Here is a 24,587-nt window from a genome sequence, read left to right as displayed (position 1 = left end):
TCAGCCCTCCGTCATCCCCGCTCGGCCCGCTGCCGCGGCTGCGGTGTCGGCAGCGGCGTCCAGCGCCGCCATCGCCTCGGCGGAGAGTCGGACTTCCCCTGCCGCCACGTTCTCCTCCAGGTGCCCGACGCTCCCGGTGCCCGGGATGAGCAGCGTGTTGTCCGCGTGTGCCAACAGCCACGCCAGACCGACCTGCGCGGGTGTGGCACCGGCCTGCTCCGCTACCTCCCGGACCGCAAAGTGATCGGTCACCGAGGGGATGCTTTCGAAGGCCGACCCGAGCGGGAAGTACGGTACCCACGCGATGCCGTGCTCCCGGCAGGTCTCCAGCAGCGCCTCGTCCGTGCGGTCCAGCAGGCTGTAGGCGTTCTGCACGCACACGATCCCGGCGGGCAGCGCGGCCTGCAGCTGGTCCGCGCCGATGTTGCTCAGGCCGATGGCGCCGATCTTGCCTTCGTCGCGCAGGGCGATCAGCTCGGCCAGCTGGTCGTCGAGGGGCGCGGCGTCGTCGCCCTCGGCGACGATCCCGGGGCCGATGTCCATGCGCCGCAGGTTCACGGCGGTGAGGTGGTCGGTGCCCAGGCTGCGGAGGTCCAGTTCCACCTGGGCCCGCAGCTGGTCCGGGTGCTGCGCCGGGGCCAGCGGGATCTCCTTGCCCGCCTCGTGCCGGGCACCGACCTTGCTGACCAGCGCGAGATCGTCCGGGTACGGCGCCAGCGCCGCGTGGATCGCCCGGTTAACGGCGGCGGAGTCGCCGTAGAAGGAGGCGGTGTCGATGTGGTCGACGCCGAGTTCGACGGCGCGGCTGAGCACCCGACCCGCGGCGTCCCGGTCGCGCTCCCAGAGCTGCATCGCCCCGTAGCCGATGCGTCCGACGCGGCGCTCGCCCAGGGTTCCGGTGCCTCCGGGGACCTGCTGGTAACTGTTGTTCGTGTCCGTCACGAGCTACCCCTGTTCGTGTGGCACTAGCATAGAACCGGAGACCTCTCCGGCAACGATCCGACACTAGCAGAAACGGAGAACTCTCCGCTTTGTCTGGCGAACCGAAAGGGCGACCGCTGCGCGCGGACGCGCGCCGCAACCGCGAGCGGATCCTGCAGGCCGCGATGGCGGAGCTGACCGAACGCCCCCCGGAGAAGCAGCTGTCGCTGGACGCGGTGGCGAGGCGCGCCGGAGTCGGCCCCGGGACGCTGTATCGGCACTTCCCCACGTGGGAGGCCCTGATCGTAACCCTGTACGACCAGGAGCTCGAACGCCTGTGCGCCTCGGCCCCGGACCTGCTCGCCGAACTGCCGCCGGAGCGGGCGCTGCGGACCTGGATGGGCAACTACGCCGACTTCGTCGCCACGAAGCGCGGCATGGGCACGGCGCTGCACGGGCTCATCACCTCCGACGCCGTCAGCTCGATCGACACCCGCGGACGACTCACCGATGCCGTGGGGAGGCTGCTCGACGCGGGCCGCGAAGCGGGACTGCTGCGGACGGACGTCTCGGCCGACGACATCGTCGCGGCGATGTCCGGCGCACTCCTGTCGGCGGCGGGCGAGCACCCTCGCGATCAGGTGGACCGCCTGCTGGACCTGCTGCTGGACGGCCTGCGCGCGTCCCCCGCGGACTGAGCGGCTACGAGGGGCCGCCGAACACATGCACAACGTCCTCGACGGCGTCGGGAACCGGCAGACCCGCTGAGCGGGGCCGTCGGCGCCATCCGACTCGCGTCACGAAACGACCGCCTGGACGAGGAAATCGACGTAGACGAGGTTGACTACGGCGTGGACGGCGATCAGCACCCAGATGTTGCGGTAGCGCGCCCACAAATAGCCCTGCATCAGGCCGAACACTCCCTGGTAGGCGACGAGCGAGGCGACGCCGACGCCGAGGGCGTCCTCGTTCAGGTGGCTGCCCGCGTGCATCAGGGTGAACAGCAGTGAGCCGGCCAGGATCGCCGGCCAACGGCCGAGGAGGGCCTCCAGCCGGGTCTGCAGCCACCCGCGGTAGAACACCTCCTCCAACACCCCGGCGGTCAGCAGGGTGATGAGTGAGCCGACGGCGAGGGTGACCGGGTCGGGCAGGTCTTGGGTGATCGGCCGCGCGAAGACGACTTGGGAGAGCAGCAGCCACGCCGCAGCGGCGGGCAGCGGCGCGAGCCACACCGTCGGCGCGGGTATGGCCCGCACTCGGGGGCCGCCTCCGCGTAGCAGCCGGAAGGCGACCAGCGGGACGACGAGGAACAGCAGGACCTTCGCCAGCGGGTACCACAGGGTGTCGCCGGCTCCGGCGACCGCTACGGGGAACACGACGGCCGCGGCGACGAGCACCCACGTCTCCAGGGTGAGCCGCCGTTCGGGCATGTCGGCCACGGGGTCGGGAACCGGCGTCCGCGGCGGGACGAGGCGGGCGAGGGCGACCGCGGCCAGTGCCGGCACCGCTGCCGCCCACAGCGTGATCCGCGCGGCGCCGGGGTCGGCGGAAGGCGAGACGGCTGTCGTGCCGCTGAGCAGCAGCCCGCCGAACGCCGCCGCGTAGACCGCGAGCCCCACCACCGTGATGGCGCGCCGGAGCACTGGACGACTGTGCGACTGTGTCATGCCAGGCACCGTAGAGGGGCGCGCCGCCGTGCACCTCCTGCATGGGAGCGAGATCGTGTACGTCCTTTGTCGGACACGCCCGGACAGGCACGCCCGGTGGGAGGACGACGTCTCCACCGCGAGCTTGCCCGGCCGTCCCCGAAAGCGGCACCCCCGGAGCCGCCGGACGCCTCACGCGCCGGTGTTCAACTGCCAGACCGCGAGGTTCAGCGCGGCGGCGAACACCGTCCACGCCCAGTAGGGCACCAGCAGCACGGCGGCGACGCCGGACGCGCGCCGGAAGGCGGCGATCGTGGCGGTGAGCACCACCACCAGCGCCACGATGTCGACGAAGGCGAGAGCGCGCAGGTCGGCCGCGAAGAACAGCGGCGTCCACGCGGCGTTGAGCACCAATTGGACTCCGTACAGCGCCAGCGCGGCTCGGGCGCCGCTCCAGCCGCGGCGCCGCCACACCTGCCACCCCGCCAGGGCGATCAGCACGTACAGCACCGTCCACACCGGCCCGAACACCCACGAGGGCGGCGCCCACGCGGGTTGGCGCAGTTGCGCGTACTCCGCGGCGGTCCCCGTGGCCGCGAAAACGCCGATGAGCGCGGCTGCTGCCGCCGCCGCGGCGAACAGGGCGAGCCCGAGGAGGGAGCGCCCGACCGGCGGAGGGCGGCGGATGGCGGTGTCGGCCACACAAACCTCCTCATCGAAGCACCGTGGATCTGGCGCCCCGCTACCCGGCCGACGACCGGGAAACCGCGGGTGCGGCACCGCATCGACGGCGGGGCGGACTGGTACAGCCGGGTCACGGGCCTACCGTCACGCTCCGGGAGTCGGCACCGGCGTCTGCTGATAGACGGCCAGCCGCCAGGCGCCGCCCCGACGGACGTAGGCGCTGGACATGAGCGCGGTGAACTCCGTGCCGGGGCCGCCGCGGTCGGCGCGCGCCCGGTAGACGAGGGCGGCGGAGTCCTCGCCGAGACCGACGACGCGCTCGCCGCTGATCTCGTAGCCGCTCCACGGCGGCGCGTCCTGCAGCGAGGCGATGACGGTGGGCCGGTCGAAGACCTGGCCGTGGGCGAGCACCATCACGCCGTCCTCGGTCATGATCGACCCGTAGAAGTCCGATCCGGTGCCGTCGCACAGCGAACGCCACCCTTGGTGTTCGAGTTCCAGCAGTTCGTCGAGTGTCGTGGCCGCCACTTGTCCCTCCGAGTGCCGCTTGTGTGCCTTCCGTTGTGCTGTGTGCCCCGCAACAGCGCTAGCGATGTGCGATGGGACGCCGACCCCGGACGGGGATCAGAGCCGCGACCTATGCTTGTCCGGCTATTCCGTCTCGACGCGGGGGCCGCCGCCGGGTCGGCGCAGTGGCCGAACGGGGCCCGGCGGCGGCCGGTCAGCGGGCGGATTCAGCTACGGGGACTGCTGCCGGGAGACGAGTCCTCCACGCACGTAGGGGCGCACGCGCAAGGTGACGCGGCGGGCACGTCTTTTCGGCGGGAGCGGGGGAAGGACGCGTTGGCCTCCTTCGGGTTCCCGCAGTACCCGCAGACCTCCTCGGTGTTGTCGGGGCGGGTGCACAGCCGGCAGTCCCACTCGGGGGGCTCGGTGTCGTTGCGGCTCACAGGACCACCTACTCCCATTCCAAGGGGAGGATCACCGGGGGTAGTTCTTGATGTGCCAGAAGACTTCGAGCTGGTAGTCCCGGAGATTCCATGTCCCGAAGTCGCCGATGCGGCCGTGGTCCCACAGGATCTTCCAAGCCAGCCGGTCACCGTCGACCTGCCAGGAGAAGTGGAGCCTCCCGTCGGCCGAGTGGACGGTGCCGCTCGGCGGGACGTCGTGCGGCGTGCGCGGCGTGAGGGGCGCGGCGCTCATCCCTCGAACCTCGCGAACCGCGGAGGAGCGGCGTGCAACCCGCGGGAGGGGCGCACGAGCCGTAGGAACAGGCTGAGTGGGGCGGATACGATCGCCAATGTCGTCAGCTCCCTTGTAGCTGGGGACCGTGCCCCGGGGGTGTTGGTCCACCCGCCGGGGTCTTGCATTTCCACTGTCCCGCTACGGACGCCGACCTGCCATAGGCGCTACTCTTTTGTACTTCTATTGTCGAAGCGGTAGATGATGGTAGAAGCCTGGTGTAATCATGTCGCCATGGCGGAGAGGTCTTACCCCACCTGGCGCAGGTTCGGTTCCGAGCTCCGGAATCGACGCACTCTCGCCGGAATCTCGCAGGGCAAACTAGGCAAAAAGGTCAACACCAGCACAGCGATGATCAGCGCCGTTGAGCGAGGAACCCGAGCCCCCAAAAGGGAAATAGCGGAATCGTTGGACACCGCTTTCTCTACAGGTGGCACTTTCACTCGCCTGTGGATAGACCTTGCAGCACAGCAAGACGTCCCCGAGTGGTTCATCGATGCGCTTCACCTGGAGCGGGAAGCCGTGGAGATCCGCGAGTATCAGATGACCCTGGTCCCCGGCCTGCTCCAAACCCCCGAGTACGCTCGAAGCATGATGCGCCACGGGCGTCCGTGGGACGACGCCGAGGCCATCGATCGACTTGTGGACTCACGCATGGCGAGGTTGGCGAAGCTTGGAACCAACCCCCTGTTGTGGTTCGTAGTGGACGAGTGCGCCATACGGCGACTGGTGGGCGACCGCGAGGTGATGAGGTGCCAACTCGCCAGGCTGATCAACCTGCTCGAAGACGGGAAAGTCCGCATCCAAGTCATCCCTCAGCATGCCCCCAACATCCGGGCATGTCAGGTGCAATGAGGGTGATGTCCTTCCAAGACCGTCAGCCCATCGCGTTCCTGGAGCATCTGATGGGCGAAGTCGCCGTACACAATCCCGATCCGGTGCGGCAGTGCATGACTCTCTTTGGAGCCCTGCAGTCGGAGGCGCTGTCTCAATCCGCGTCGGTCGCCGCGATCCGGGAGATAGGAAAGGAACTGGCATGACCCGCGAGCCGAAGTGGCACAAGAGCAGCTACAGCGGCGGTAACACCAATGCCTGCGTCGAGGTAGACGAAGGTCCCCGAACCTTCGTCCGCGACACGCAGCACCGCAACCTCACCACCCTCACCTTCCCCGCCGAGACCTGGGACGACTTCATCACCGCCGTGAAGAACGGCGAGATCTAACCCGCAGAGAGGTTGTTCGTCCGGGCGCTGGTGGCGCGCCTGCTCGCGGCGATCGCCGGCTGGTTCTCGATGGCCCAGTCGGCGAGTGCCGACAGCGGCTCCAAGAGCGTGGCGCCCATCGGCGTGAGGCTGTACTCCACACTCGGCGGCACCGTCGCGAACACCTCCCGACGGACCAGTCCGTCCGCTTCGAGCCCGCGCAGCGTGCGCGTCAGCATCCGCTGACTGATTCCTTCGATGCCTCGGTGCAGTTCGTTGAACCGATACGGCCGCTGCCCGAGCAGCACGACCACCAGCACCGTCCACTTGTCGCCGATGCGCCGCAGTACGTCGGTCACCGGGCATTGCTCGTGCTCGCCGCTCGGCACCGGGGTCGGTAGTGCGGTATCCAGCGGCGAGGGAACACCGGTGTTCGTTGCTGACATCGAACTGCCTTCTTTCGGAACTCCGGCAGGTTACTCATGATGGTGGCACTAACCAACAGTAACCGGGGAACCGGAAGAACCGGGGGTTTCGATGGCCGATGAGCGCACCGCTGAAGACGCCGACGGGGCGGAGCGGACAGTCGTGATCACCGGCGGGACCGACGGGATGGGACGCGCCCTCGCACTCGAAAGGGCGGCCCGAGGCGACCGCGCGGTCGCCGTCGGCAGCAACCACGCAAAAGGGGATCGCCTGCTCGGGGACGCCGCCGCGTTGAACCTCCAGGACCGTGTCGAGTTCGTGCGCGCCGATCTCAGTACCGTCGCCGGCAACAGCGCGGTGATCGACCACGTCGCCGCCCGGTACAACGCGATCGATGCCCTGGTGCTGGCCGCGAACCGCCAGTCACCGAAGCGGATCGAGACGATCGACGGCTTCGAGTCGACGTTCGCGCTGTACTACCTGAGCCGACACATGCTCAGCCACGGGTTGGTGCCCGCGCTGTCGCGCAGTGCCGCGCCGGTGGTCGTCAACGTCGCAGCGGTGGGGCTCACCGCCGGGAAGATCCATTGGGAGGATCTCCAGTTGCGCCGCCGCTACCGGACCGTTGCCGCGCAACTCCAGGCCGGACGGGCGAACGACCTGCTCGGAGTCGCCTTCGCCGATCGGCATCAGGGCACGGTGCCGTACGTTCTGTACCACCCCGGGTTCACGCGAAGCGGCGATTCCGCAATGGAGCGCACCGGCCCGCTGATGCGCGCGGCGATCAAGGCCCTGGCCGCCGTCGCCGCCCGCCCCGTGGCGGAATCGATCGAACCGATCCACGCTTTCATCGACTCACCCCCTTCCGCGCCCCTCACGGCGATAGACCGCGGTCGCCCGGTGCCACTCGGCCTGAAGACGCTGGACGCATCTGCGGCTCGACGCCTAGAGCAGATCACCGACCGGCTACTCGAAGTCCGCGAAGCACAGTCGGCAGACGACGTCGGCCGAGAGTGAACAGAGGGGCCTGGGCCGACACCACCCACCTCGGTGGCGGGCGCCTCGGCTCCGAAGGGGCACCGACTTCCAGCGGCTTGGCCGAAGAGGTGCGGTCAGCCCCTGTCGGGCCGTAGGCGGCGACCTTCGTCGGGTGGGCGGGATGTAAAGAGCTATTCGGGCTATGTCAACTAGGACGAGAGAATCCACCGTTGCAGGGGAGTTCGTCTTCGAAGTCACAGGAGGCGACCGCCTCCACGTTACTCGCCCAAAGAGAATTCAGAATCCGCGCCACAACCTCCACCGCGACGCCCTCCGAGGCGCCCCCTTCGCCAAAGAATTCAAGAAAAACTGGCCATTGAAGAAAATTATCAATTCCTCCAATGGTGACAGTGACATTCTTCTCGATGTCGACTGAATACCCCTCAAATTGCAGAGTCCGCAACTCGAACGCAATATCGAATTCGTTTGCCACCAGGGCCTGCAACTCATCATGCGATATACCTGTCACAAAAATCTTGCAGTAATCGCAATCTTTTTCAGTCATTTCCAGCGCGAGCTCGGTGGTCGATTTTGACTTTCAAGAACCCTCGGGACGGAGATGGGACAGCAGGTCGCGTGCCCGTTGCCGGTCCTCCGGGTCCGTGCCGTCGCCGAGGCGGTACCACAGCGAAGGCGTCAGGCGCGGGCCGAAGCGGACGGGCTCGACGGGGGCCGAGCGGGCGTGCTGCAGGCCGATCGTCTGCACTGCATCGGTACCGACGCCGAATCCGACGGGGATCACCGGTCCGGTGGGGTGGGGAGCGCGGGTGAGGTCGGCTCGGCCGCGGCGGCGGTTCACCTCCACGGAGTGCAGGGCGCCGCCTGCGGCCAACTCCTCGACCAGGCCGGTCACCGCGTCGAGGTCGGGCAAGGCGCCGGGCGGATGCGCGACGGCCAGGGCGACCGACTCCTTCACGCCCTCTTCGACACGGCTGACGCTCAGCGTGCCGGAGAGCGGACGCGCGGCGCCGGGCGGGCCGCGAAACAGGAACCGCGAGTTGTTCGGCGCGCGCCGGCGGGCCAGGGCGGTGACATCGTCGCGGTTCCACAGCATGGGAACGGGCTCGGCGGTGCCCCACAGTACGGGGGCGGCTCCGGCGACCGCCCGTGTGAGGAGTTCGGTCTCCGCGCCGAGGCGGAGGTGTTCGTCAGGGGCGTGCAACAAGTGGAGGTCGACGAGCAGATGGTCGACCATGGCGTCCGCGCCATCCTGGGGGTCCGGGTGGAGGAAGTGCGGGTGGAGGGCCGGTTCGGCGGACTCGGAGCCGGGAGCGGAGCCGGCGGCGTCGCGCACGAAGCCGACCTGCTCGTGCCAGGTCACCGGCAGGCCGACGTGCCCGTCGTAGTAACCGCCGTCGGGGGCGCGCACCACCCAGCGGGCCATGGGGTTCTCCAGGAGCGCCGACACCTCATGGGTGAGGCGTGACGCCGCGGGCGTGACCAGCTGAAAGCCGCGGCCCGCACGTCCGTGGGTGGCGACGGCGTCGGCGAGCCACGGGGAGAAGGGGACGACGGGGCGGTCCTGCACAGCAACGGCCACGTGATCGGTGGCCAGCGTGACCGCGGGGTGCTCGGTGGAGCCGACCATGCGCGGATCGTCGCGCTGCAGCTCGGGCTCGGGAGCCCACACGCAGCCGCCGAACTCAGACACGAGCGAATCCGCGAACCGCCGCACCATCCCGGCGGTGTCGGGCCCTTATGGTCCGGTCTCGGTACCGCGCGCCTCGACCCACCAGGGCTGGGCGGGGAGACGCTCGCCGACCTCGTCCGCACCGAGCAGCCGGTACACCTCATCGGCCACCCGCACCCGCTGCGCAGCCTGCGCCGCCGCGACGAGCCGCCCAGAGTCGTCGCGTAGTTCCACCGCGGCCCCGTCGGCGACCGTACGGACGCGCAGCTTCGGCCCGGCCTGGACAAGGGCGCGCGTCATCCCGCGCATGGTGGGGCGCCGATCCAGCAGGGCGACGACGTCGTGGGTCATGGGAGTTCCGCTTTCGTCGGCAGACAGGGTTACTCGGCGGCGCTACAGGTGATCGCTGACGTCGATCCCCGAACCGTCCGCAGCCTTGTGGACACGCACCCTTCGACCTTCGATCAAGTATCAGCTTGATCTGCTATCGATTGCATCCAGGGCCTCTGGATCGAGCACGGTCACGGGGTCAGCCGACGCGAAGTACTCCGGTGACCGCTTCTTTACTCCTGACGCACCGATCTGGAAGTAAATCTGCGTACTATAAACGCCGTTCCCACGCTCGTACATCAGTAGCAGTGGCTCGAAAGGATCAGGAAGCCTCGGAAGAGGCGTTCCGGACTCCCGCAACGCTTGGAAATGGAGGGCATTCAGGCAGGTATCGACAACATCCTGCGATTGGTCTAAAGGGATCGACTCATCTACCTGGCGCACCAGTCGATCGTCGGCACGCACTGAAGAATCGACAGCCGCAGCGAAGTCTCCGAACGGCCATCTCACATCGGACTCGACACCTAACCACAGTGCCGCGCGACGCAGGTACTCCTCGAAGAGAGCGATCTGCGACCACTGCCTGTCCGGATTCTCGGTGAAAGTAAACGATGAGATTCGGTCAGCAAGTTCAGTTACGGAATTATTCATCATCAATCTCTCTAAGCACGTGGTCGATGAGCCGGTCGAGATTTGACAGGTCCTGATTAATTTCGAAATCCGGGCGCCGAATCCCGATTCGATCCGTCACCGCCCACATATTTCCGTACTCGCCCGGCGCCAAATCGTGGGCGCCGAAATTCCGCGGGCCAGCGTAGGGATAACTACGGCTATCATAATAGTCAGGATGGGTCGATCGATAGGTGATTCCATGTTCCATCAGCGCACTTTCCACACCCTCATGGATCATTAACCTGCGAAACTGATGGAGTGCACGTCCACTAAGAGGATTTTCAGTAGCCGACATCCACTTGGACGCGATGTCGTCGGTCGGGCTGAACAATCCGACACGATGCTTTCCGGGATCGGTGGCGACGGCATGCTCGCGAAAGAATAGGTGTTGCTTGACCCTATCGAGCACCGTCTTATCGATCCCGGTATTTTCGGATATCGTTGTTGTATCGCCTTCCAAGCGCCGAATTTCCTGATATTTTTTCAGTGCATCAAGAGAGTCCGGTTCTTCCACGTAGACGTTTCCGCGATCGTCGTAATAATAGCCGTTCTCATCCATCCATCCGACACGATGAATTTTCCCCGTGTGCCCTCCGACGAACCCGCGAAACCGGTCCTCTCCGCGAACCAGATATGTCTCCTCGAGCGGCGGCTCCTCCGCCGGGTCAGGGCGTGGACGATCCTCTCCAGAGGGAGGTTCGATGTCCCGAGTGTGTCCGTCCGTGTCGTCACGGCCGAAGGATCCTTCGCTGCCGCCAAGGCGCGGCTTGTGATCTGGCTGAGGGACGGCCCGTCCATCGCCATCCGAGGCGTCCCCATATTCGGAGCCGTCTGAGCCCTCATTCCCATCCCCCGACTCATAATGGCTCATCTCCATGCCGTCCGGGGTCACCGGCACCCGCGTGCCCTCGTCCGGGTCGCTACCGCCCCCCACGTCGCCCCGCGGGTCCTCCAGCGCCTCGATGCTCCACGGGTCCTCGCCGTCCAGCTCGGCCATGCGGCCCTCGTCGGCGGTGTCCATGGAATCGCCCACATCCTCGTTGCGGCGGGCGATCTCGGCGAAGGAATCGTCCACTTCCTCCGCCGTGAGGTCCGGGCCCGACGGGTCCTGCTCCGCCTGCTGGTCGGCGTCGGTTTCGGCGGGGCGCTCGGCCTCCGGCGACGGGCGGGGTGGCGCGTTCGCGTCTCCGTCCTGGTCCGGCGTGTAGTCGGGGTCCGGCGCCGGTGCCGGGTCCGGCTGCCACCGCGGCGGGGTGCTGCGGGCGTCGTTCAACTCGTCCAGCGACTCGTTCATGTCGCCGATATCGGAGAGGTCGAAACCGGCGTCCGGATCGATGTCCGACGGCGGCTCCGTCAGCGGCCTGGAGGTGGAGCCTCCGCCGGGTGAACCGTCCGGGAGGCGGTTTCCAGTGCCGCTTCCGTCGCGGCCTCCGGGGTCGTATTCGACGGAACCCCCGTCAAGGGTGAACGGCCCGTTTCCCTGCTGGCCCAGCTTGCCGAGCGTGCGTAGGACACGCCCCCCGGTCACCATAGGTCCGACAAACACACCCCCCGGAACGAAGGTAAGCGCGACGCCCGAGGCGACGGACGTCCCGACGGTCTTGAGGTTCTCGTAGCCGACACCGAGGACATAGCCCGGCCGCTGCTCCCACTCCGTCCAGGGAACGAGCCCGTGTGCAGCGTTTCCCCAGGCGGTCAGCCCCACATCGATACTTTCCGACAGGCTGTCCGGACGCGCCCCGGTCTCGGGGTTCCACTGCCCCACCATCGAGGCCGTCTGGGCCAGGGTGTCGCCCCAGTAGGTTTGGAGGTTCTCCTTCCATTCCGATTTCGAACCGACGAGACCGCCCGCGCCCAACACCCCGATCATCTGGCCGATGCCCAGCGTGTCGCCGAATTCGGTCGACTTCTGCCCGTGCGCCAAGTCAAGGAAGGGGTGCGCAGACCCCTGCGGTTCTCCCCACGGGGCCGGCTGGCCCGTGAGCGGCTGCTCCGTTCCGTAGATCTTCTCGTGGTTGCCGGGGTCGGTACCGCCCTGCGGGTCACCGCCGATGAAGGTGGTCCCGCCCTTGAACAGCGCGGTGATCCTGTTGGCGCACTCCCGCTCGGCCTCCTGGTACCGGTGCGTCAACGTGGCGACCCGGTCCAGGAGGGCGTTGTGCTCCTGCATCTTCTCGGTCGGGTATCCCAAGAAGTCGGCCAACTTCCAGGAGTCGTCGCCCTCCACGGAGTCGACGAAGCTCTGCGCGTCCTGCTTCGCGATGTCGAGCTTCGCCTGCAGATCGCGAGCGGTCTCGGCGAACGTCTCCAGGGCAGAGGCGACCTCTCCCAGATCGCCGTCGACCTCGTCGCCCTTCTCGGCGACCGGGTCGACGACCGCCAGCAGAACTTCGTCCTCGGGAGCGGTGTAGCAGGACGCCAGCCCGGCCCACGAACTCTTGATGTCCTGGCCGTTCTGGGCGATGTTGCCGCCCTGCTTGCGAATGTCGGCGGCGGCCGCCTCCAGGTCGGCGGCTTCCACCTTGGGAACGAAAATCTTGGACGGATCGATCAGGCCATCGCTCACGGAACTGTCCTCGGCGGGGGTGGGGGCTGGGGGATCGCCGGCGGTGGCGCCGCCGGTTTCCGGAGGCGGTTCGCCTAGTTCTCCTCGACCACACCGGAGTTGGCCTGGGCCTCAAGGGCCATCTCCAGGTTGCCGTTGGCGTAGTGCCTCGTCGCGTCGCCGGCGCCCTTCACCGCGCTGGAGCCGAGACCGATCATGTCGCCGATCAGGCCGGAGCAATGCGTGGAGAACTCCTGCAGCGCCATCCCGATCGGCGCGCTGCTCGCCGCCGCGTTGGCGTCTTGGAGTGCGCCTTCCAGCGATGTCGAGTGCTTGGTCAGCCCTTCGGTGCCCTCCTCGTCGCCGATGTGGCCGGCGACGGTGTTCAACACGCCGTAGACCTCGTCGGGCTTCAGATCCCATCTCGACACAGCTGCCACTCCCTTCGCACCGGCGCTCGCGCAGCCGGCCCGGCCACCGCAGGGGGGCACCGCGGGGCCGGGTCGGCGCCGCTGGTCACCGCAAGGCGACCGCGACCGCACCCGGGCGGTGCGGGCAGGGCCGGCCCACATGTCCGGGTTGCCGGGATTCGCGACCTTTCTCCGTAACGGAATCATGCCGCAACGTCAGCGCCGCGAGCGAACCCGTTTCCGAGATGCGAGAGGTTGGAGTGATCGATGTTCCCGCAGCTCCGGCCCATCGCGCGGCCCCGTCGGCGCGCATGTCAAGTGACGAGCCTGACTGTCCGCTACCGGCCACGACTCCTCGGTGATCACCGAAGACCGCATCCGCCGCGCGGCGGCTACATCTCCTCGTGGAAGTCCGGGTCCCCGCCGAACAGGCGCCCGTCGTCGGTGGCCAGCCCACTGATCGCGGTGACTTCGGCATCGGAGAGTTCGAAGCCGAAGAGGTCGAGGTTCTCCCGCTGCCGCTGGGCGTCCGCCGACTTGGGAATGGGCAGCGCGCCGAGCTGCAACTGCCACCGCAGGACCGCCTGCGCCGGCGTGACGCCGTGCGCAGCGGCGGCGTCGGCCACCGGCGGCTCGGCGAACGGAGCGCTGCGCTTGCCCAGCGGGCTCCACGACTGCGTCTGGATACCGAGTCCCGCGTTGACCTCGCGCATCGCGGCCTGCGGGAAGTACGGGTGCAGCTCGATCTGATTGACCGCGGGCGTGACGCCGCTGTCGTCGATGACGGTGCGCAGGTGCCGTTCGGTGAAGTTGCTGACGCCGATGGACCGCACCAGGCCCCGCTCGCGCAGGTCGACCAGGGCGCGCCACGCCTCGACGTACTTGCCGACACTCGGATTGGGCCAGTGGATCAGGCACAGGTCGAGGTACTCGGAGCCGATCCTGCGCAGGGACCCCTCCACCGATTCCACGGCCTGGGCGTACTCGTGGTGCCGCCCCGGGATCTTCGTCGCGACAAGCACGTCCTCCCGCGCCAGGCCGGATGCGCGCACGGCCTGACCGACCTCCTCCTCGTTGCCGTAGTTCACGGCGCTGTCGAGGAGCCGGTACCCGGCCTCCAGGGCGCTGCGCATCACCGCCACGCCGTCGTCGCCACGCAGCGAGAACGTACCGAAACCCACCGACGGCAGGGATACGCCGTCGTTCAGCTCGTAAGAGTCGACCCCGATCATGCTTCCACCCTAACCTCGCCCGCACCGACGCAACCGGAGCGGCGCGGGCGGGGACGGGCCTCCCGGCCCCGGTCTCAATCCGTGAACGACGCCCGGACCGCCGCCCGCAGGTCGCAGAGGCCCGTGCGGCGGCGGCCGTGGTGGACGGCGTTGGTGAGCAGGCCGACGTAGCGGCCCGTGGCGGGGTGGAGGAAGAGGCTGACGCCGGTGTAGCCGTGGTGGTAGACGAGTCCCTCGTCGGTGACCAGCCAGGCCAGGCCGCGGGAGAAGTGCTCGTCGACCGGGACCTGGGGACGCCAGCTCTGCTGGACGTAGTGGGAGAACGGGTCTCGGCGGCGGTGGGATTCGGCGTGCACCCGGAGCAGGTCGCGGGCGAAGACGCCGAGGTCGATGGCGGTGGTGAACGCCCCGGCGTGCCCGGACACCCCGCCCATCAGGGCCGCGGCCTCGTCGTGGACCACCCCCCAGACAGGGGCCGTTCCGGGGATGCGCCGCTCGGTGGGCGCCACCGACGACGAGCGCGGCAGCGGACCGTAGCCGGTCGAGGCCATGCCCGCCACCGACCACAGCTCGCCCGCCAGCCGGTCCAGCGGAGCACCCAGCAGCCGCTCCAGCAGCAGCCCCAGCAGGATGAACCCGCGGTCGATATAGCGGTAGCCCTCCTCGTCCAGCGGTTCGGAGAGGATGGCCTCGGCCAGGTCCTGCTCCGTGCCGACGTAGCGCTCCAGCCAGGCGACCGGGTTCAGCCGCGACGTGTGCGTGAGGATCTGGCGCACCGTGACCCGGCCGCCCGGGTAGGGGCCCCCGGAGAAGTAGGCGCCCAGCGGGGCGTCGAGCCCGATCAGCCCCTCGGCGACCGCCCTGCCGACCAGCGGCCACGTGGCCATCACCTTGGTCAGGCTCGCGGCGTCGTAGCGGACGTCGGGCGCGGCGAGGTGGTGGCCGTGCGCCTCGCCGATGCCGCCGACGGCGACGAACTCCCACATGCTGTCGGTGCCGACCACGGCGGTTCCCCCCGGGAGCCATCCGGCGTCGACCATGACCTTCAGGACGCTGCGGATCTCGGTCCCGGTCTCGGCGAGCCAGTCTCCGTCCAGCACGCGCCCTCCCCTGGAGCCCATTCTCACTCGGCGGATACCCCAAGGAGATCGGATCGCCATGCCGCAGGTCCAGTGCCCCGAGCCGAATGGCGTGGCCGGCACTGACCGAAATCGGTGCCCGATGACCGGGGCGGACACCGACCGGAGGGCGGCCTCGGGGACGGCGTCCGATCCGCTTGCTCGCCGGTGCTGGTGGGGCGCCGGTTGCGGGGCCGGGATCCGGCGGCGGAACGCGGACCGATTCCGCCCTGGTGACGCAGGGCGACGGAGAACGGAACCGCCCGGCAATTACACCTCTCCCCCGCGGCCGGATGCGGCCATCCTGATCGGTCGGCGCTGCCGCACCGCTCCGCCCCGGCCGGGCCGTCGGCCCCGCACCTTTCGACCGGACCCGCGACCGCGGCGGCCCGCGCGAGCCCGGCCCCCGCGCCCGCCTGCGCGCCTCACCTCCGCCGCCGGCGCAGCCGCCCGTCCTGGCGCAGCACCGCCTTGACCTGCCTGCGGGCGCGCCGCGGCCGGGTGGTGTCCACCGGCGCCAGCTCGCCGTCGCGCCACAGGTAGATCCGCTCGGAGCAGGGATCCTCGGCCGCACCGTGCAGTGCCGCGACCTCGGCCGCGAACGCGGGCACGGCCTTCAGCGCCGCGCGCGAGGCCAGCGGGTACAGCAGCAGCGTGTCGTAGCGCGGCGCCCCCACCAGCGCCCCCTGGGGCCCGGCGGCGCCCAGCAGCTCATCCAGCTCGCTCAGCAGCACCGTGACATAGACGCTGCCCGGCTTGGTGAGCACGCGCACCTCGCCGGCCGCCGCCAGCGGCCGCGTGTAGTCGACGACGTCGGCCAGCTCCCGCTCGCGGGTCTGACTCAGCGCGTACCCCAGCCGCCGCAGCTGCAGCAGGCCCGCCCGGTGCCGCGTCAGCGGCGCCCCGTACTCGGGGTGCTCCACCACCACCAGCGCGTCGAAGTGCTCGCCGGCCGGTGTCCACACCAGTCCGCGGCGGCGCTCGTCGGACATCGCCGGCACGAGCCGGATCCGCAGCAGCTCGCGCACGTCGCCCAGCAGCTCGATCTCGGCGATGGCCATGGCGGCCCGGTCCGCGGTCTCGCGCAGCCAGGCGTCGACCACACCCGGCCACTCCGCCTGCTCCACAGCGGCGCACCGCTCCAGCAGTCCCCAGGTCGAGGCGCTCAGCTCGGTCCAGCCGAACCCGAACACCACCGTGGACGTGGCGCGGTCGAAGGCGGCGTCGGGCAGCGAGACCGGCAGCAGGCCCTCCAGCAGCGCATGGACGTCCCCGGCGATCTCCAGCTCGTGCACGACCGGCCCTCCCTTGCGACTACCGGCGCGCGGCGCCGCGCGGCCTTCTCGGAGCGATCCCCGGTGCCCGGCGGCGCCGTCGTCAAGCGAGCACCCGATTACCGTATGGGAGGACTCGTCCCCGCCCCACTAGGATCGTCCCCGCCAACGGGGAAAGGAGAGCTGGTGACCACCCGCGTAGTGCATCGGCCGGCCCGCACCGTCCACCCGCCGCCCGAGCGGGAGCCGTACGAAGTCGAGGCGCCGCCGACGATGCCCGACGGCAACGCGCAGGGCAACCAGCTCATGTCCATTCTGCCGATGATCGCCATGATGGGCTCGCTGACCGTCATGATGGTGCTGCGCAACCCGGCGTTCATGGCGCTGGGCGCACTCGTGCTGGTGGTCGCGCTGTGCGCCGCGCTGGGCATGCTCCTGTCGCGCCGGGGCCAGGCCGCGCGCCAGCGCCGCAACCAGCGTGAGCTGTACTTGGAGTACCTGGAGGAGCTGCGGGAGGATCTGAGTGGGCGCGAGCGCGAGGTCCGCGAGTACGCCCAGCAGCTCGACCCGCCACCGGGGGCGCTGTACGACGTCGTGCGCGACCCCACCCGGCTGTGGGAGCGCCGCCGCAAGGACCGCGACTTCCTGCGGGTGCGGCTGGGCACGGGCGCGATGCCGGGTCAGGCGCTGCGGCTGGCCGAGCGCGGATCCGCGCTGATGCCGACCGACCCCTTCATGCTCTCCGAGGCCCAGGGGGCGATCCGGCGCTTCGAGTACGTGCCGGAGATGCCGCTGACCGTCCCGCTGGACATGACCGGCAACATCAGCGTCATCGGCGAGCGCGGCGACGTGCTGCGGGTGATGCGCTCGCTGCTGGCCCAGTTCGCGGTTTTCCACGCGCCCGAGGACGCCGCGCTCGCCCTGGCCCATCCGACCGCGGCCTCCGCCGACTGGGAGTGGGTGAAGTGGCTGCCCCAGGCGCTGGACCAGGAGCGCAAGGAGCAGGGCGCCTATGCGCGGCTGATCGCGCCGACTCCCGCCAAGCTCGGCGCGCTGCTCTCCGACGACCTGCGCAGCCGCACCGACTTCGCCGCAGAGGTGCGGCGCGGCATGGGCAAGCGCGAGGCGTACCGGATGATGCGCCGCCTGGTCGTCGTGCACGACACCCACGGCTCGGTCGCCGAGGAGCTGGTGCGTCCCGACGAGGCCGTCGCCCCCGCGGCGCTGGGCGCGACCGTCCTCCACCTGGTAGCGGCCCAGGTCGACGAGCCCGGCGACGTCAGCGTGCGCATCACGGTGAAGGGCGACGAGGTGCGGGTGGAGGACCTGCGCATCCAGGACCCCGTGGGCGCCGCCGCCTCCGGAACCGTCGACGAGGTGGGCGCGGGCGCCGTCTCCGGCCTGGCGCGGATGCTGGCGCCGCTGCGGCTGTCGCGCGAGTCCGCCGACGAGACCGCCGCCGAGGGCGGCAGCTCCGACTTCACCACCATGCTCGGCGTGAACGATCCCGGGGACATGGACGTGGACCGGCTGTGGGCGCCGCGCAGCGAACGCGCGTTCCTGCGGGTGCCCATCGGCGCCGACGACCTGGGCCAGCCCGTCATCCTCGACCTCAAGGAGTCGGCGCAGCTGGGCATGGGGCCGCACGGGCTGTGCGTGGGCGCCACCGGCTCCGGCAAGAGCGAGATGCTGCGGACGCTGGTCATCGCGCTGGCCGCCGCCCACCCGCCCGAGCGGGTCAGCATGGTGCTGGTCGACTACAAGGGCGGCGCCACCTTCGCCCCCTTCGAGGAGATGCCGCACGTCGCGGGCGTCATCACCAACCTGGAGGACGACGCCGCGCTGATCGAGCGGGCCTACTCCAGCCTCTCCGGCGAGGTGCAGCGCCGCCAGCAGGTGCTGCGCGACGCCGGCAACGTCGCCAACATCGGTGACTACCACTACAAGCGCTCGCACGACCCCAGCCTGCCGCCGCTGCCGCACCTGCTGGTGATCATCGACGAGTTCGGCGAGCTGCTGACCGCCCGCCCCGACTTCATCCAGCTGTTCCTGTCGATCGGGCGGATCGGCCGCAGCATCGGCGTGCACCTGCTGCTCTCCAGCCAGCGCATCGAGAGCGGCAAGCTGCGCGGCCTGGAGACCTACCTGTCCTATCGGCTGGGCCTGCGCACGTTCTCCGAGGAGGAGAGCCGCACGGTGCTGGACACGCCCGACGCGTTCCACCTGCCGGCGCTGCCCGGTTTCGGCTATCTGAAGGTCGACACCAGCGTCTATCAGCGGTTCAAGGCGGGCTACGTCTCCGGCGCCTACCGCGGCCAGGTGGCCGCCGAGGAGGAGGAGCACGAGGGGCCGCCCCCGGTCTACGCCTACCCGGCGTTCAACGGCTCCGGCGGCGCTCCGCAGAGTGCCGCGCCCCCGGTCGAGGAGGAGGGACCGAGCCTGCCCGACCGCACCGTCGGTCCCACCCTGCTGGACGTGATGGTCGACCAGCTGACGCGCGCCGGCGAGCCGACCCGCAGCGTGTGGCTGCCGCCGCTGCCCGCGGCGACGACGCTGGACCGGGTGACCGGGCCGGTGCGCATCGGCGACGACGGCATGCGGCTGCCCGAGCCGCCGGGGCGGCTCCAGGTGCCGATCGGGCTGCTCGACGACGCCGCCCGCCAGTGGCAGGGCATGTGGAGCATCGACCTGTCGGCCGCGGGCGGGCACGTTGCCGTCATCGGCGGCCCGCAGACCGGCAAGACCACCCTGCTGCGCACCCTGCTGCTCTCCCTTTCCCTGACACACACGCCCGATCAGGTCGCCTGCTACGCGCTGGACCTCGTCGGCGGCGGGCTGCAGGCGGTGTCCGACCTCCCGCATGTGGGCGGGGTGGCCGCGCGCACCGACGCCGAGCGGGTGCGCCGCACCGTCGAGGAGGTGCGCGGCATGCTGGAGCTGCGCCAGCAGGTCTTCCGCGACCGCGGCATCGACTCCGTGCAGCAGCTGCGCCGGATGCACGCCCGCGGGGAGGTGCCCGAGCTCGCCAGTGCCGACGTCGTGCTGTGCGTCGACGGCTTCGGCGCGATCCGCAACGACTTCGAGGAGATCAACGACACCGTCAGCGATCTGCTGCAGCGCGGCGGCGGGTACGGGATCCACATCGTCGCGGCGATGCTGCGGTGGAACGACGTACGCATCGCCATGCAGTCCAACTTCGGGCAGAAGGTGGAGCTGCGGTTGAACGACCCCTCCGACTCCGCGGTCGACCGCAAGCTCGCCGAGACCATCGGGGCCGGGGCCACCGGTCGCGTGCTCACCGACCAGAAGCTGTTCGCGCAGGTGGCGCTGCCGCGCGTGGACTCCCGGACCGAGGACGAGGACCTCGGCGAGGTGGTGGAGAAGACCTGCCGCGCCATCGGCTCCGCGTGGAAGGGGCCGACCGCGCCGCCGGTGCGGGTGCTGCCGCACCGGCTCGCCTCGGCCACCCTGCCCGGGCCCGGCACCGAGCGGACGCAGGTGCCGATCGGGGTGGACGAGCAGGGGATGGAACCCGTCCTGCTGGACCTGTTCGAACGCGACCAGAATCTGCTGGTGCTGGGCGACGGCGAGTGCGGCAAGACCAACCTGCTGCGGCTGGTCGCCGAGGGGCTGATCGCGCGCTACACCTCCGAACAGGTCGTCTTCGCGGTCATGGACCCGCGCCGCACCCTGCGCAACGTCATCCCCGAGGAGTACCTGGGCGGCTACGCCAGCAACGCGCGGGTGTGCCAGGGGCTGGCCGGAGGCGTGTCCAAGGAGCTGGAGGAGCGGATGCCCGACGACGCCGACGCCGGCGCCGAGGGCGGCTCGGTGACCGGGCCGCGCATCGTCGTCCTGGTCGACGACTACGACGTGCTCACCACCGCCGGGCAGAAACCGCTGGCCCCGTTCGTGCCGTTCGTGTCCAACGGGCGCGACATCGGGCTGCACTTCGTCGTCAGCCGCCGCGTCGCCGGTGCGGGCCGCGGCCTGTTCGACCCGCTGGTGCAGGCGATGCGGGAGATCGGCACCAGCGCGCTGCTGATGTCGGGCGAGCGCAGCGAAGGCCAGCTCTTCCCGAAGGTCTACGCCGACGCCCAGCCGCCGGGGCGCGGCCGATGGATCCGCAGGGGCCGCTCCCCGCGTCTGATGCAGACGGCGATCCTGGACGCCGATGCGCAAGACGGGAGTTGAGGGCCGGTGACATACGACGTGGTCGCGCTGGTGCGACGAGCACCCGACGTGCGGGCGCTGGTGGACGCGATGGTCGACGCGGGACCGGAGCTGACGGTGGTCGGCGCGGGTGAGGGCGCCGTCATCCGGCTCTGCGACGAGTCCGGTCGGGGGCTGCTGGCCATCGAGTCGGCCCAGCAGGTCGAGGTGCCCGGCGAGGTCGAACGGCTGCTGGGCGGGCACACCGCCGCCGGCATGCCCGACCCGTGCTGGTGGGTGGAGGCCCGGGCGGCCGGGTCGGGGCCCGACCCGGCGGGATTGGCGCACCGCTTCGCCGACTCCTTGACGAGGCGGTGCGGCGGCACGGTGTGGCCTCCGCGCGCGGCGGCGGAGTCCGCGGCGGCGCCGGCGTTCGGCGGAGGGCGGTGACCGTGGCCGTCGCCGAGCACCCGGCGGTCGACACCGCCACCGAGCAGGCCGCCGTCGTCGTGCAGAACAGGCCGGTGGTGCCGCTGTCGTCGTGGCTGGCCGACGCGCTGTCCGCCTGCGGCGCGGACGGGCGCTCGCTGCACCTCCTGACCTCCGCCGACTCCCGCATCACGCTGCCGCTGCGCACCGTGCTGCAGAACCCCGAGGCCCGGTGGGCGGTCGAAGAACCCGACGGCAGCGGGCACTTCGACGGCCTCTCCGGGATCCCGCTGGACTGGGACCGGCGCGCGGGCTTCGTCCCGGTCAAGGGCCCGCGCGCCCGGAAGGGCCCTTCGCGCACCTTCCTGCGCCAGGCCGAGGCGATGGGCAGCCAGTTGTGGATCGACCTGCGGCTGCGGCACGCGGCGAGCGAGGAGCTGGTGCTGGGCACAGCTGTCGAGGTGCTGGCAAGTGTGTTCGGCGACGCCGAGCCCTCCGGGTGGGGCACCGGCGAGCCGGCGCTGTCGGCCTGGGATCCGGCTGCGCTGACGGCGCTGTGCCGACGGCGCGCTCCGGGGTCGACGTGGACCGTGTTCACCGGACCGGCACGCGCGGCCCGCCGCTTCATGGGCACGCACCGGGCGGCCCGCGTCGTGGAGGGGGTCAAGGAGACCGTCACGTTCGCCGTGGGGTACCCGGAGGGTGTCGAACCGGACCTGGAGCGGCTGCGCGAGGCTGTGCGCGAGTTCACCGAGCGGGGTGTGCTCACCACCATGACCGCCCAGCGGCTGGCGGGGCATCCGGATCTGACCTCGTCGCCGGTGTGGGCGGGCGTGCCCGTCCCGGTAGGGGTCGCCCTCGGAGCGGAGGCGGTCGCCGAGATCGGCACCGCACGCGCCGACGAGGCCCCCTCGCCGGGGGAGCGCGTGGGACCCGCACGCGCCCCGGCCATGTGGTACCCGCTCGGGTCGGGGACCGATCCCGAGACGTGGAACGAGTTCCGCACGCTGATGGCCCATCTGCAGCCCGCAGCGGGCGGCGCGCGGTCCTGAGCGGCGCCGTGCCGCTCACCCCCGACTCCGCGCGGACGCCGGCTCCGCGCTTCGCACACACCTTGGAGGTGCGCCATGCAGCAGACACCGGAACCGGCGCCGCGGACTCCCCGAGAGCAGCCCGCCCCGGCCCGACTCGACGCGGCGGCGGGCGTGCTGCTCGGCGCGGCCTGCGGGGACGCGCTCGGGGTCCCCTACGAGTTCGGGCCGCGGCTCGCGGCCGATCGGCGACCGGAGATGGTCGGCGGCGGCCTGGGTCCCTACCGGCCCGGTGAGTACAGCGACGACACCCAGATGGCCGCTTGCATCGCCCGCGCGCTGGCCGCGGCCGGCGGCGGAGCGGTGCGGGAGGGCGGCGACAGCGGAGTCCTCGCCGAGGAGATCCTGGATGCGATCGCCGAAAACTTCCTCACCTGGAGGTTCGAGGGCGCCAGCGACATCGGCAACCAGACCCGCGCCGTCCTGGACGCCGCGGCCGCCTCGCGCGGCACGCCCGGCGTGGCCGGGGTCATGCTCGCGGCGGCGCGGGAGCGCTACGGCGCCGGAGTGCCCAGCGCGGGCAACGGCTCGCTGATGCGTACGGGCGCGGTCGGCCTGTGCTTCCTGGACGACCCGCTGCGCACCGCCGAGGCCGCGCGCCTGGTCGGCGACCTCACCCACGCCGACCCGCTCGCCGGTGACGCGTGCGTGCTGTGGTGCGAGGGCATCCGCGGCGCGGTGTCCGGTGGCGGCTTCGACGGCGTGCGCGGCGGGCTGGACCTGCTCCCGGCGGAGCGGCGCGACTGGTGGGCGGACCGCCTGAACGAGGCCGAGCAGGCGCCGCCGCACACCTTCAACCCCAACGGGTTCGTGGTTCCGGCGCTGCAGGCCGCCTGGTCGGCGGTCGCCACGACCGGGGGCGAGGGCGAGGGGCACCTCGTCACATCGCTGGAGAACGCCGTCCGGGCGGGCGACGACACCGACACCGTCGCCGCGATCGCCGGCGCGCTGCTCGGCGCCAGGTGGGGCGCCTCATCGGTGCCGGCGCCCTGGCGGCAGGCCGTCCACGGCTGGCCGGACCTCGCTGCCGACGACCTGGAGGAACTGGGGCGCTCGGTCGCCGCGGCGGATTTCGGCGGCTGAGGCCGGGGTTTCCCGTCGAGAGCGGGGCGGCGCCGGGCGGCGCGGCGCCTCACCCGCCGAAGACGGCTTCGACGAGAGCGCCGCTCTCGTCCCAGCGGCGGGTGGTCAGCTTGCGGCCCTCGGGTGAATAGAACGTCTCCCCCGCGAGCACGCCGCTGGGGTGCCATTCCCGCCACACGCCGACGGCCGCGCCGTCGCGGTAGCGGCCCTCGACCCGCTTGGTGCCGTCGGGGTACCACCGCTGCCACGGCCCGTCCTCCACACCCTGTGCATAGGTGGACAGCGCGACCATCTCCCCACTGTCGAGGACCTCGGCGATCTCGCCGGTGTAGGGCTCACCCCGGTACAGCGCGAAGCCGCCGCCCGTCGCGTCGGCTTCGTCGTGGCGGATCCGCCGCATCCTCGCGCTCCCGGTGGTCGGTGGTGGTTCTTCGGCGCCGCGGCGCCGAAGGGCCCCGAAGCGTTCGGTGGCGGCGGACCCCCGCTCCACGTCGACTCGCCTTCGTCGTCGCACGCCGCCACGGCGCTGTACCCGTTCCCCAGCGTGCACGGAGTATCCACAAGACCGTGGGCACACGGCCCGCGCGGCGCGCTCCTCCTCGGCCCCGGACTCCACGAGCAGCGGTCGGTCGGTGAGCCCCACTCCCCGGAGCGCCCCGCCGTTGCGGCCGACGTCCACGCTACAGGCGTCCCGGGACTCCACCGTGCGGAGGCGGAACCGACCGCCGGGGCGACACACCCGGCAGCCCCGCCTCCCAGCCGCGCACGCGCATCCAAGGATCGCCGCACCTGTGCAGCGGTACCGTCATGTCGAGGAGCATGCCTGCGACCCCACGCAGCCGCGCCGGGTCGGGCGCCCCCGCCTCGCCGTCGGCGACGAGCCCGGCCGTCCGGCCTGTAATGCCTCGGGCCCCCAAGTCGGCGACGGCCTTCGAGGCAGGGGGCGCCGTCCGGGGCACTCAGCCGCAGCACGCGCGCGGCATCGCCGAGTTCAGTCGGTGCCCCGCCGCCTTCCCGACTCCTGGTCCGGCCGCTTGAGCGGCACCCCGTTGGGGGAGACCCCGGCGGAGGCGCTCAGCCTCTCCACACTCGTCGCCTCGGACTCGGAGTCCGCAACGATCCACCCGGCTCCCCGACTGCCCGTGTTCCGCTCCCGGAACTCCGCGACCGCCTCGGACGGCGAAAGCCCGCGGTCTCCGGCCTCGGCGAAGCGCCTGTACCAGAACGTGCCCGCGTTGAACGCGTCGTCCCCCGCAGCCGCCTCGGGTACGTACCCGGCTGCGTTCTCCGTGTCGGAATACCAGAGGTAGCCGATCACGTCGCCGCCGGACCAGGCGATCCGCCGGTACCGCACCGGCCCCGAAGCCGTCGGCGCGTAGCCGGGCTTGGGCCCGGCCAACTGGAAATGCACGTCCTCGGTCAGCCTCGGGGTGTTCCACTCCCCAGTGCCCATCACCGACACC

General features: G+C 70.7%; 25 protein-coding genes and 1 pseudogene. 8 read left to right on the top strand and 18 right to left on the bottom strand.

All coding sequences use genetic code 11. The features are described 5' to 3' along the window. On the bottom strand, nt 1-942 hold the full coding sequence (locus EKD16_RS02110; RefSeq protein ID WP_242677197.1) for an aldo/keto reductase: 942 nt from the start codon (nt 940-942) through the stop codon (nt 1-3). 89 nt (nt 943-1,031) lie between these two features. Here EKD16_RS02110 and EKD16_RS02105 point away from each other — a divergent pair, with 89 nt between their 5' ends. Next, on the top strand, nt 1,032-1,619 hold the full coding sequence (locus tag EKD16_RS02105) for a TetR/AcrR family transcriptional regulator (protein WP_207391411.1): 588 nt from the start codon (nt 1,032-1,034) through the stop codon (nt 1,617-1,619). Between the two features lie 99 nt (nt 1,620-1,718). Here EKD16_RS02105 and EKD16_RS02100 read toward each other — a convergent pair whose 3' ends face one another. From EKD16_RS02100 to EKD16_RS02080, 5 genes are all read right to left on the bottom strand, one after another. After that, nucleotides 1,719-2,588, bottom strand: a complete 870-nt coding sequence (locus EKD16_RS02100; RefSeq protein WP_131096829.1) for a CPBP family intramembrane glutamic endopeptidase — start codon at nt 2,586-2,588, stop codon at nt 1,719-1,721. 171 nt (nt 2,589-2,759) lie between these two features. Beyond that, nucleotides 2,760-3,269, bottom strand: coding sequence for a TspO/MBR family protein (locus EKD16_RS02095; RefSeq protein ID WP_242677196.1), 510 nt, complete (start codon nt 3,267-3,269; stop codon nt 2,760-2,762). Nucleotides 3,270-3,395: 126 nt separating this feature from the next. Then, on the bottom strand, nt 3,396-3,779 hold the full coding sequence (locus EKD16_RS02090; RefSeq protein ID WP_131096828.1) for a nuclear transport factor 2 family protein: 384 nt from the start codon (nt 3,777-3,779) through the stop codon (nt 3,396-3,398). Between the two features lie 206 nt (nt 3,780-3,985). After that, nucleotides 3,986-4,201, bottom strand: a complete 216-nt coding sequence (locus EKD16_RS02085; protein WP_131096827.1) for a hypothetical protein — start codon at nt 4,199-4,201, stop codon at nt 3,986-3,988. 31 nt (nt 4,202-4,232) lie between these two features. Further along, a complete protein-coding gene (locus EKD16_RS02080) occupies nt 4,233-4,454 on the bottom strand; it encodes a hypothetical protein (RefSeq protein ID WP_131096826.1) in 222 nt (73 codons plus the stop codon). Between the two features lie 240 nt (nt 4,455-4,694). Between EKD16_RS02080 and EKD16_RS02075 the strand changes: the two are divergent. Together EKD16_RS02075 and EKD16_RS02065 are read left to right on the top strand one after the other, a co-directional pair. After that, nucleotides 4,695-5,533, top strand: a pseudogene (locus tag EKD16_RS02075) (helix-turn-helix domain-containing protein). Beyond that, nucleotides 5,530-5,715 carry a DUF397 domain-containing protein gene (locus tag EKD16_RS02065; RefSeq protein ID WP_131096823.1) on the top strand — a complete coding sequence of 62 codons (186 nt, stop codon included), beginning with the start codon at nt 5,530-5,532 and terminating at the stop codon, nt 5,713-5,715. The pseudogene EKD16_RS02075 and the gene EKD16_RS02065 overlap by 4 nt, the downstream one beginning before the upstream one ends. Here EKD16_RS02065 and EKD16_RS02060 read toward each other — a convergent pair. Next, nucleotides 5,712-6,140 carry a winged helix-turn-helix transcriptional regulator gene (locus EKD16_RS02060; protein WP_131096822.1) on the bottom strand — a complete coding sequence of 143 codons (429 nt, stop codon included), beginning with the start codon at nt 6,138-6,140 and terminating at the stop codon, nt 5,712-5,714. The genes EKD16_RS02065 and EKD16_RS02060 overlap by 4 nt on opposite strands. Nucleotides 6,141-6,231: 91 nt before the next feature. On the opposite strand from EKD16_RS02060, the gene EKD16_RS02055 reads away from it, so the two are divergent. Further along, nucleotides 6,232-7,137 (top strand): SDR family NAD(P)-dependent oxidoreductase, encoded by a 906-nt coding sequence (locus tag EKD16_RS02055; RefSeq protein WP_131096821.1) that lies wholly within the window; start codon nt 6,232-6,234, stop codon nt 7,135-7,137. 166 nt (nt 7,138-7,303) lie between these two features. On the opposite strand, the gene EKD16_RS02050 is transcribed toward EKD16_RS02055, so the two are convergent. The 9 genes from EKD16_RS02050 to EKD16_RS02015 all read right to left on the bottom strand — a co-directional run bounded on the left by EKD16_RS02050 (nt 7,304) and on the right by EKD16_RS02015 (nt 16,390). Next, nucleotides 7,304-7,663, bottom strand: coding sequence for a hypothetical protein (locus EKD16_RS02050; RefSeq protein ID WP_131096820.1), 360 nt, complete (start codon nt 7,661-7,663; stop codon nt 7,304-7,306). A gap of 33 nt (nt 7,664-7,696) precedes the next feature. Further along, nucleotides 7,697-8,809: a DUF6177 family protein gene (locus EKD16_RS02045; protein WP_242677195.1), complete on the bottom strand. Its 1,113-nt coding sequence runs from the start codon at nt 8,807-8,809 to the stop codon at nt 7,697-7,699. A gap of 45 nt (nt 8,810-8,854) precedes the next feature. After that, a complete protein-coding gene (locus tag EKD16_RS25945; protein ID WP_242677194.1) occupies nt 8,855-9,139 on the bottom strand; it encodes a hypothetical protein in 285 nt (94 codons plus the stop codon). Nucleotides 9,140-9,259: 120 nt separating this feature from the next. Further along, nucleotides 9,260-9,769, bottom strand: a complete 510-nt coding sequence (locus tag EKD16_RS02040; RefSeq protein ID WP_131096819.1) for a hypothetical protein — start codon at nt 9,767-9,769, stop codon at nt 9,260-9,262. Then, nucleotides 9,762-12,356, bottom strand: coding sequence for a hypothetical protein (locus EKD16_RS02035; protein ID WP_131096818.1), 2,595 nt, complete (start codon nt 12,354-12,356; stop codon nt 9,762-9,764). Before EKD16_RS02035 ends, EKD16_RS02040 begins: the two co-directional genes overlap by 8 nt. A gap of 74 nt (nt 12,357-12,430) precedes the next feature. Continuing rightward, nucleotides 12,431-12,766, bottom strand: a complete 336-nt coding sequence (locus tag EKD16_RS02030; protein ID WP_131096817.1) for a DUF6507 family protein — start codon at nt 12,764-12,766, stop codon at nt 12,431-12,433. Nucleotides 12,767-13,137: 371 nt separating this feature from the next. After that, on the bottom strand, nt 13,138-13,977 hold the full coding sequence (locus tag EKD16_RS02025) for an aldo/keto reductase (RefSeq protein WP_131096816.1): 840 nt from the start codon (nt 13,975-13,977) through the stop codon (nt 13,138-13,140). 74 nt (nt 13,978-14,051) lie between these two features. Continuing rightward, nucleotides 14,052-15,077: a serine hydrolase domain-containing protein gene (locus EKD16_RS02020; RefSeq protein WP_131096815.1), complete on the bottom strand. Its 1,026-nt coding sequence runs from the start codon at nt 15,075-15,077 to the stop codon at nt 14,052-14,054. Between the two features lie 443 nt (nt 15,078-15,520). Further along, nucleotides 15,521-16,390, bottom strand: coding sequence for a hypothetical protein (locus tag EKD16_RS02015; protein ID WP_207391410.1), 870 nt, complete (start codon nt 16,388-16,390; stop codon nt 15,521-15,523). Between the two features lie 165 nt (nt 16,391-16,555). Here EKD16_RS02015 and eccCa point away from each other — a divergent pair, with 165 nt between their 5' ends. From eccCa to EKD16_RS01995, 4 genes are all read left to right on the top strand, one after another. Continuing rightward, a complete protein-coding gene (gene eccCa / locus EKD16_RS02010) occupies nt 16,556-20,563 on the top strand; it encodes a type VII secretion protein EccCa (protein ID WP_131096814.1) in 4,008 nt (1,335 codons plus the stop codon). A gap of 6 nt (nt 20,564-20,569) precedes the next feature. Further along, nucleotides 20,570-20,971 carry a hypothetical protein gene (locus tag EKD16_RS02005; RefSeq protein WP_131096813.1) on the top strand — a complete coding sequence of 134 codons (402 nt, stop codon included), beginning with the start codon at nt 20,570-20,572 and terminating at the stop codon, nt 20,969-20,971. After that, entirely contained in the window at nt 20,968-22,002 is a 1,035-nt protein-coding gene (locus tag EKD16_RS02000; protein WP_131096812.1) for a DUF6177 family protein, read from the top strand. The genes EKD16_RS02005 and EKD16_RS02000 overlap by 4 nt, the downstream gene beginning before the upstream one ends. A gap of 75 nt (nt 22,003-22,077) precedes the next feature. Continuing rightward, complete coding sequence (locus EKD16_RS01995; RefSeq protein WP_131096811.1) at nt 22,078-23,124, top strand: ADP-ribosylglycohydrolase family protein; 1,047 nt, start codon at nt 22,078-22,080, stop codon at nt 23,122-23,124. A gap of 49 nt (nt 23,125-23,173) precedes the next feature. On the opposite strand, the gene EKD16_RS01990 is transcribed toward EKD16_RS01995, so the two are convergent. Both EKD16_RS01990 and EKD16_RS01985 read right to left on the bottom strand, forming a co-directional pair. After that, the gene (locus tag EKD16_RS01990) at nt 23,174-23,524 is read right to left on the bottom strand and encodes a toxin-antitoxin system YwqK family antitoxin (RefSeq protein WP_131096810.1); all 351 of its coding nucleotides are present in this window, start codon (nt 23,522-23,524) and stop codon (nt 23,174-23,176) included. Nucleotides 23,525-24,115: 591 nt separating this feature from the next. Next, nucleotides 24,116-24,577, bottom strand: a complete 462-nt coding sequence (locus tag EKD16_RS01985; RefSeq protein ID WP_131096809.1) for a hypothetical protein — start codon at nt 24,575-24,577, stop codon at nt 24,116-24,118. Nucleotides 24,578-24,587: the final 10 nt, after the last annotated feature.

Origin of the sequence: Streptomonospora litoralis (genome assembly GCF_004323735.1) — a bacterium.
GTDB classification, from domain to species: Bacteria; Actinomycetota; Actinomycetes; order Streptosporangiales; family Streptosporangiaceae; genus Streptomonospora; species Streptomonospora litoralis.
The sequence above is the reverse complement of the archived record's forward strand: the minus strand, read 5'-3'. Positions and strand labels throughout refer to the sequence as shown.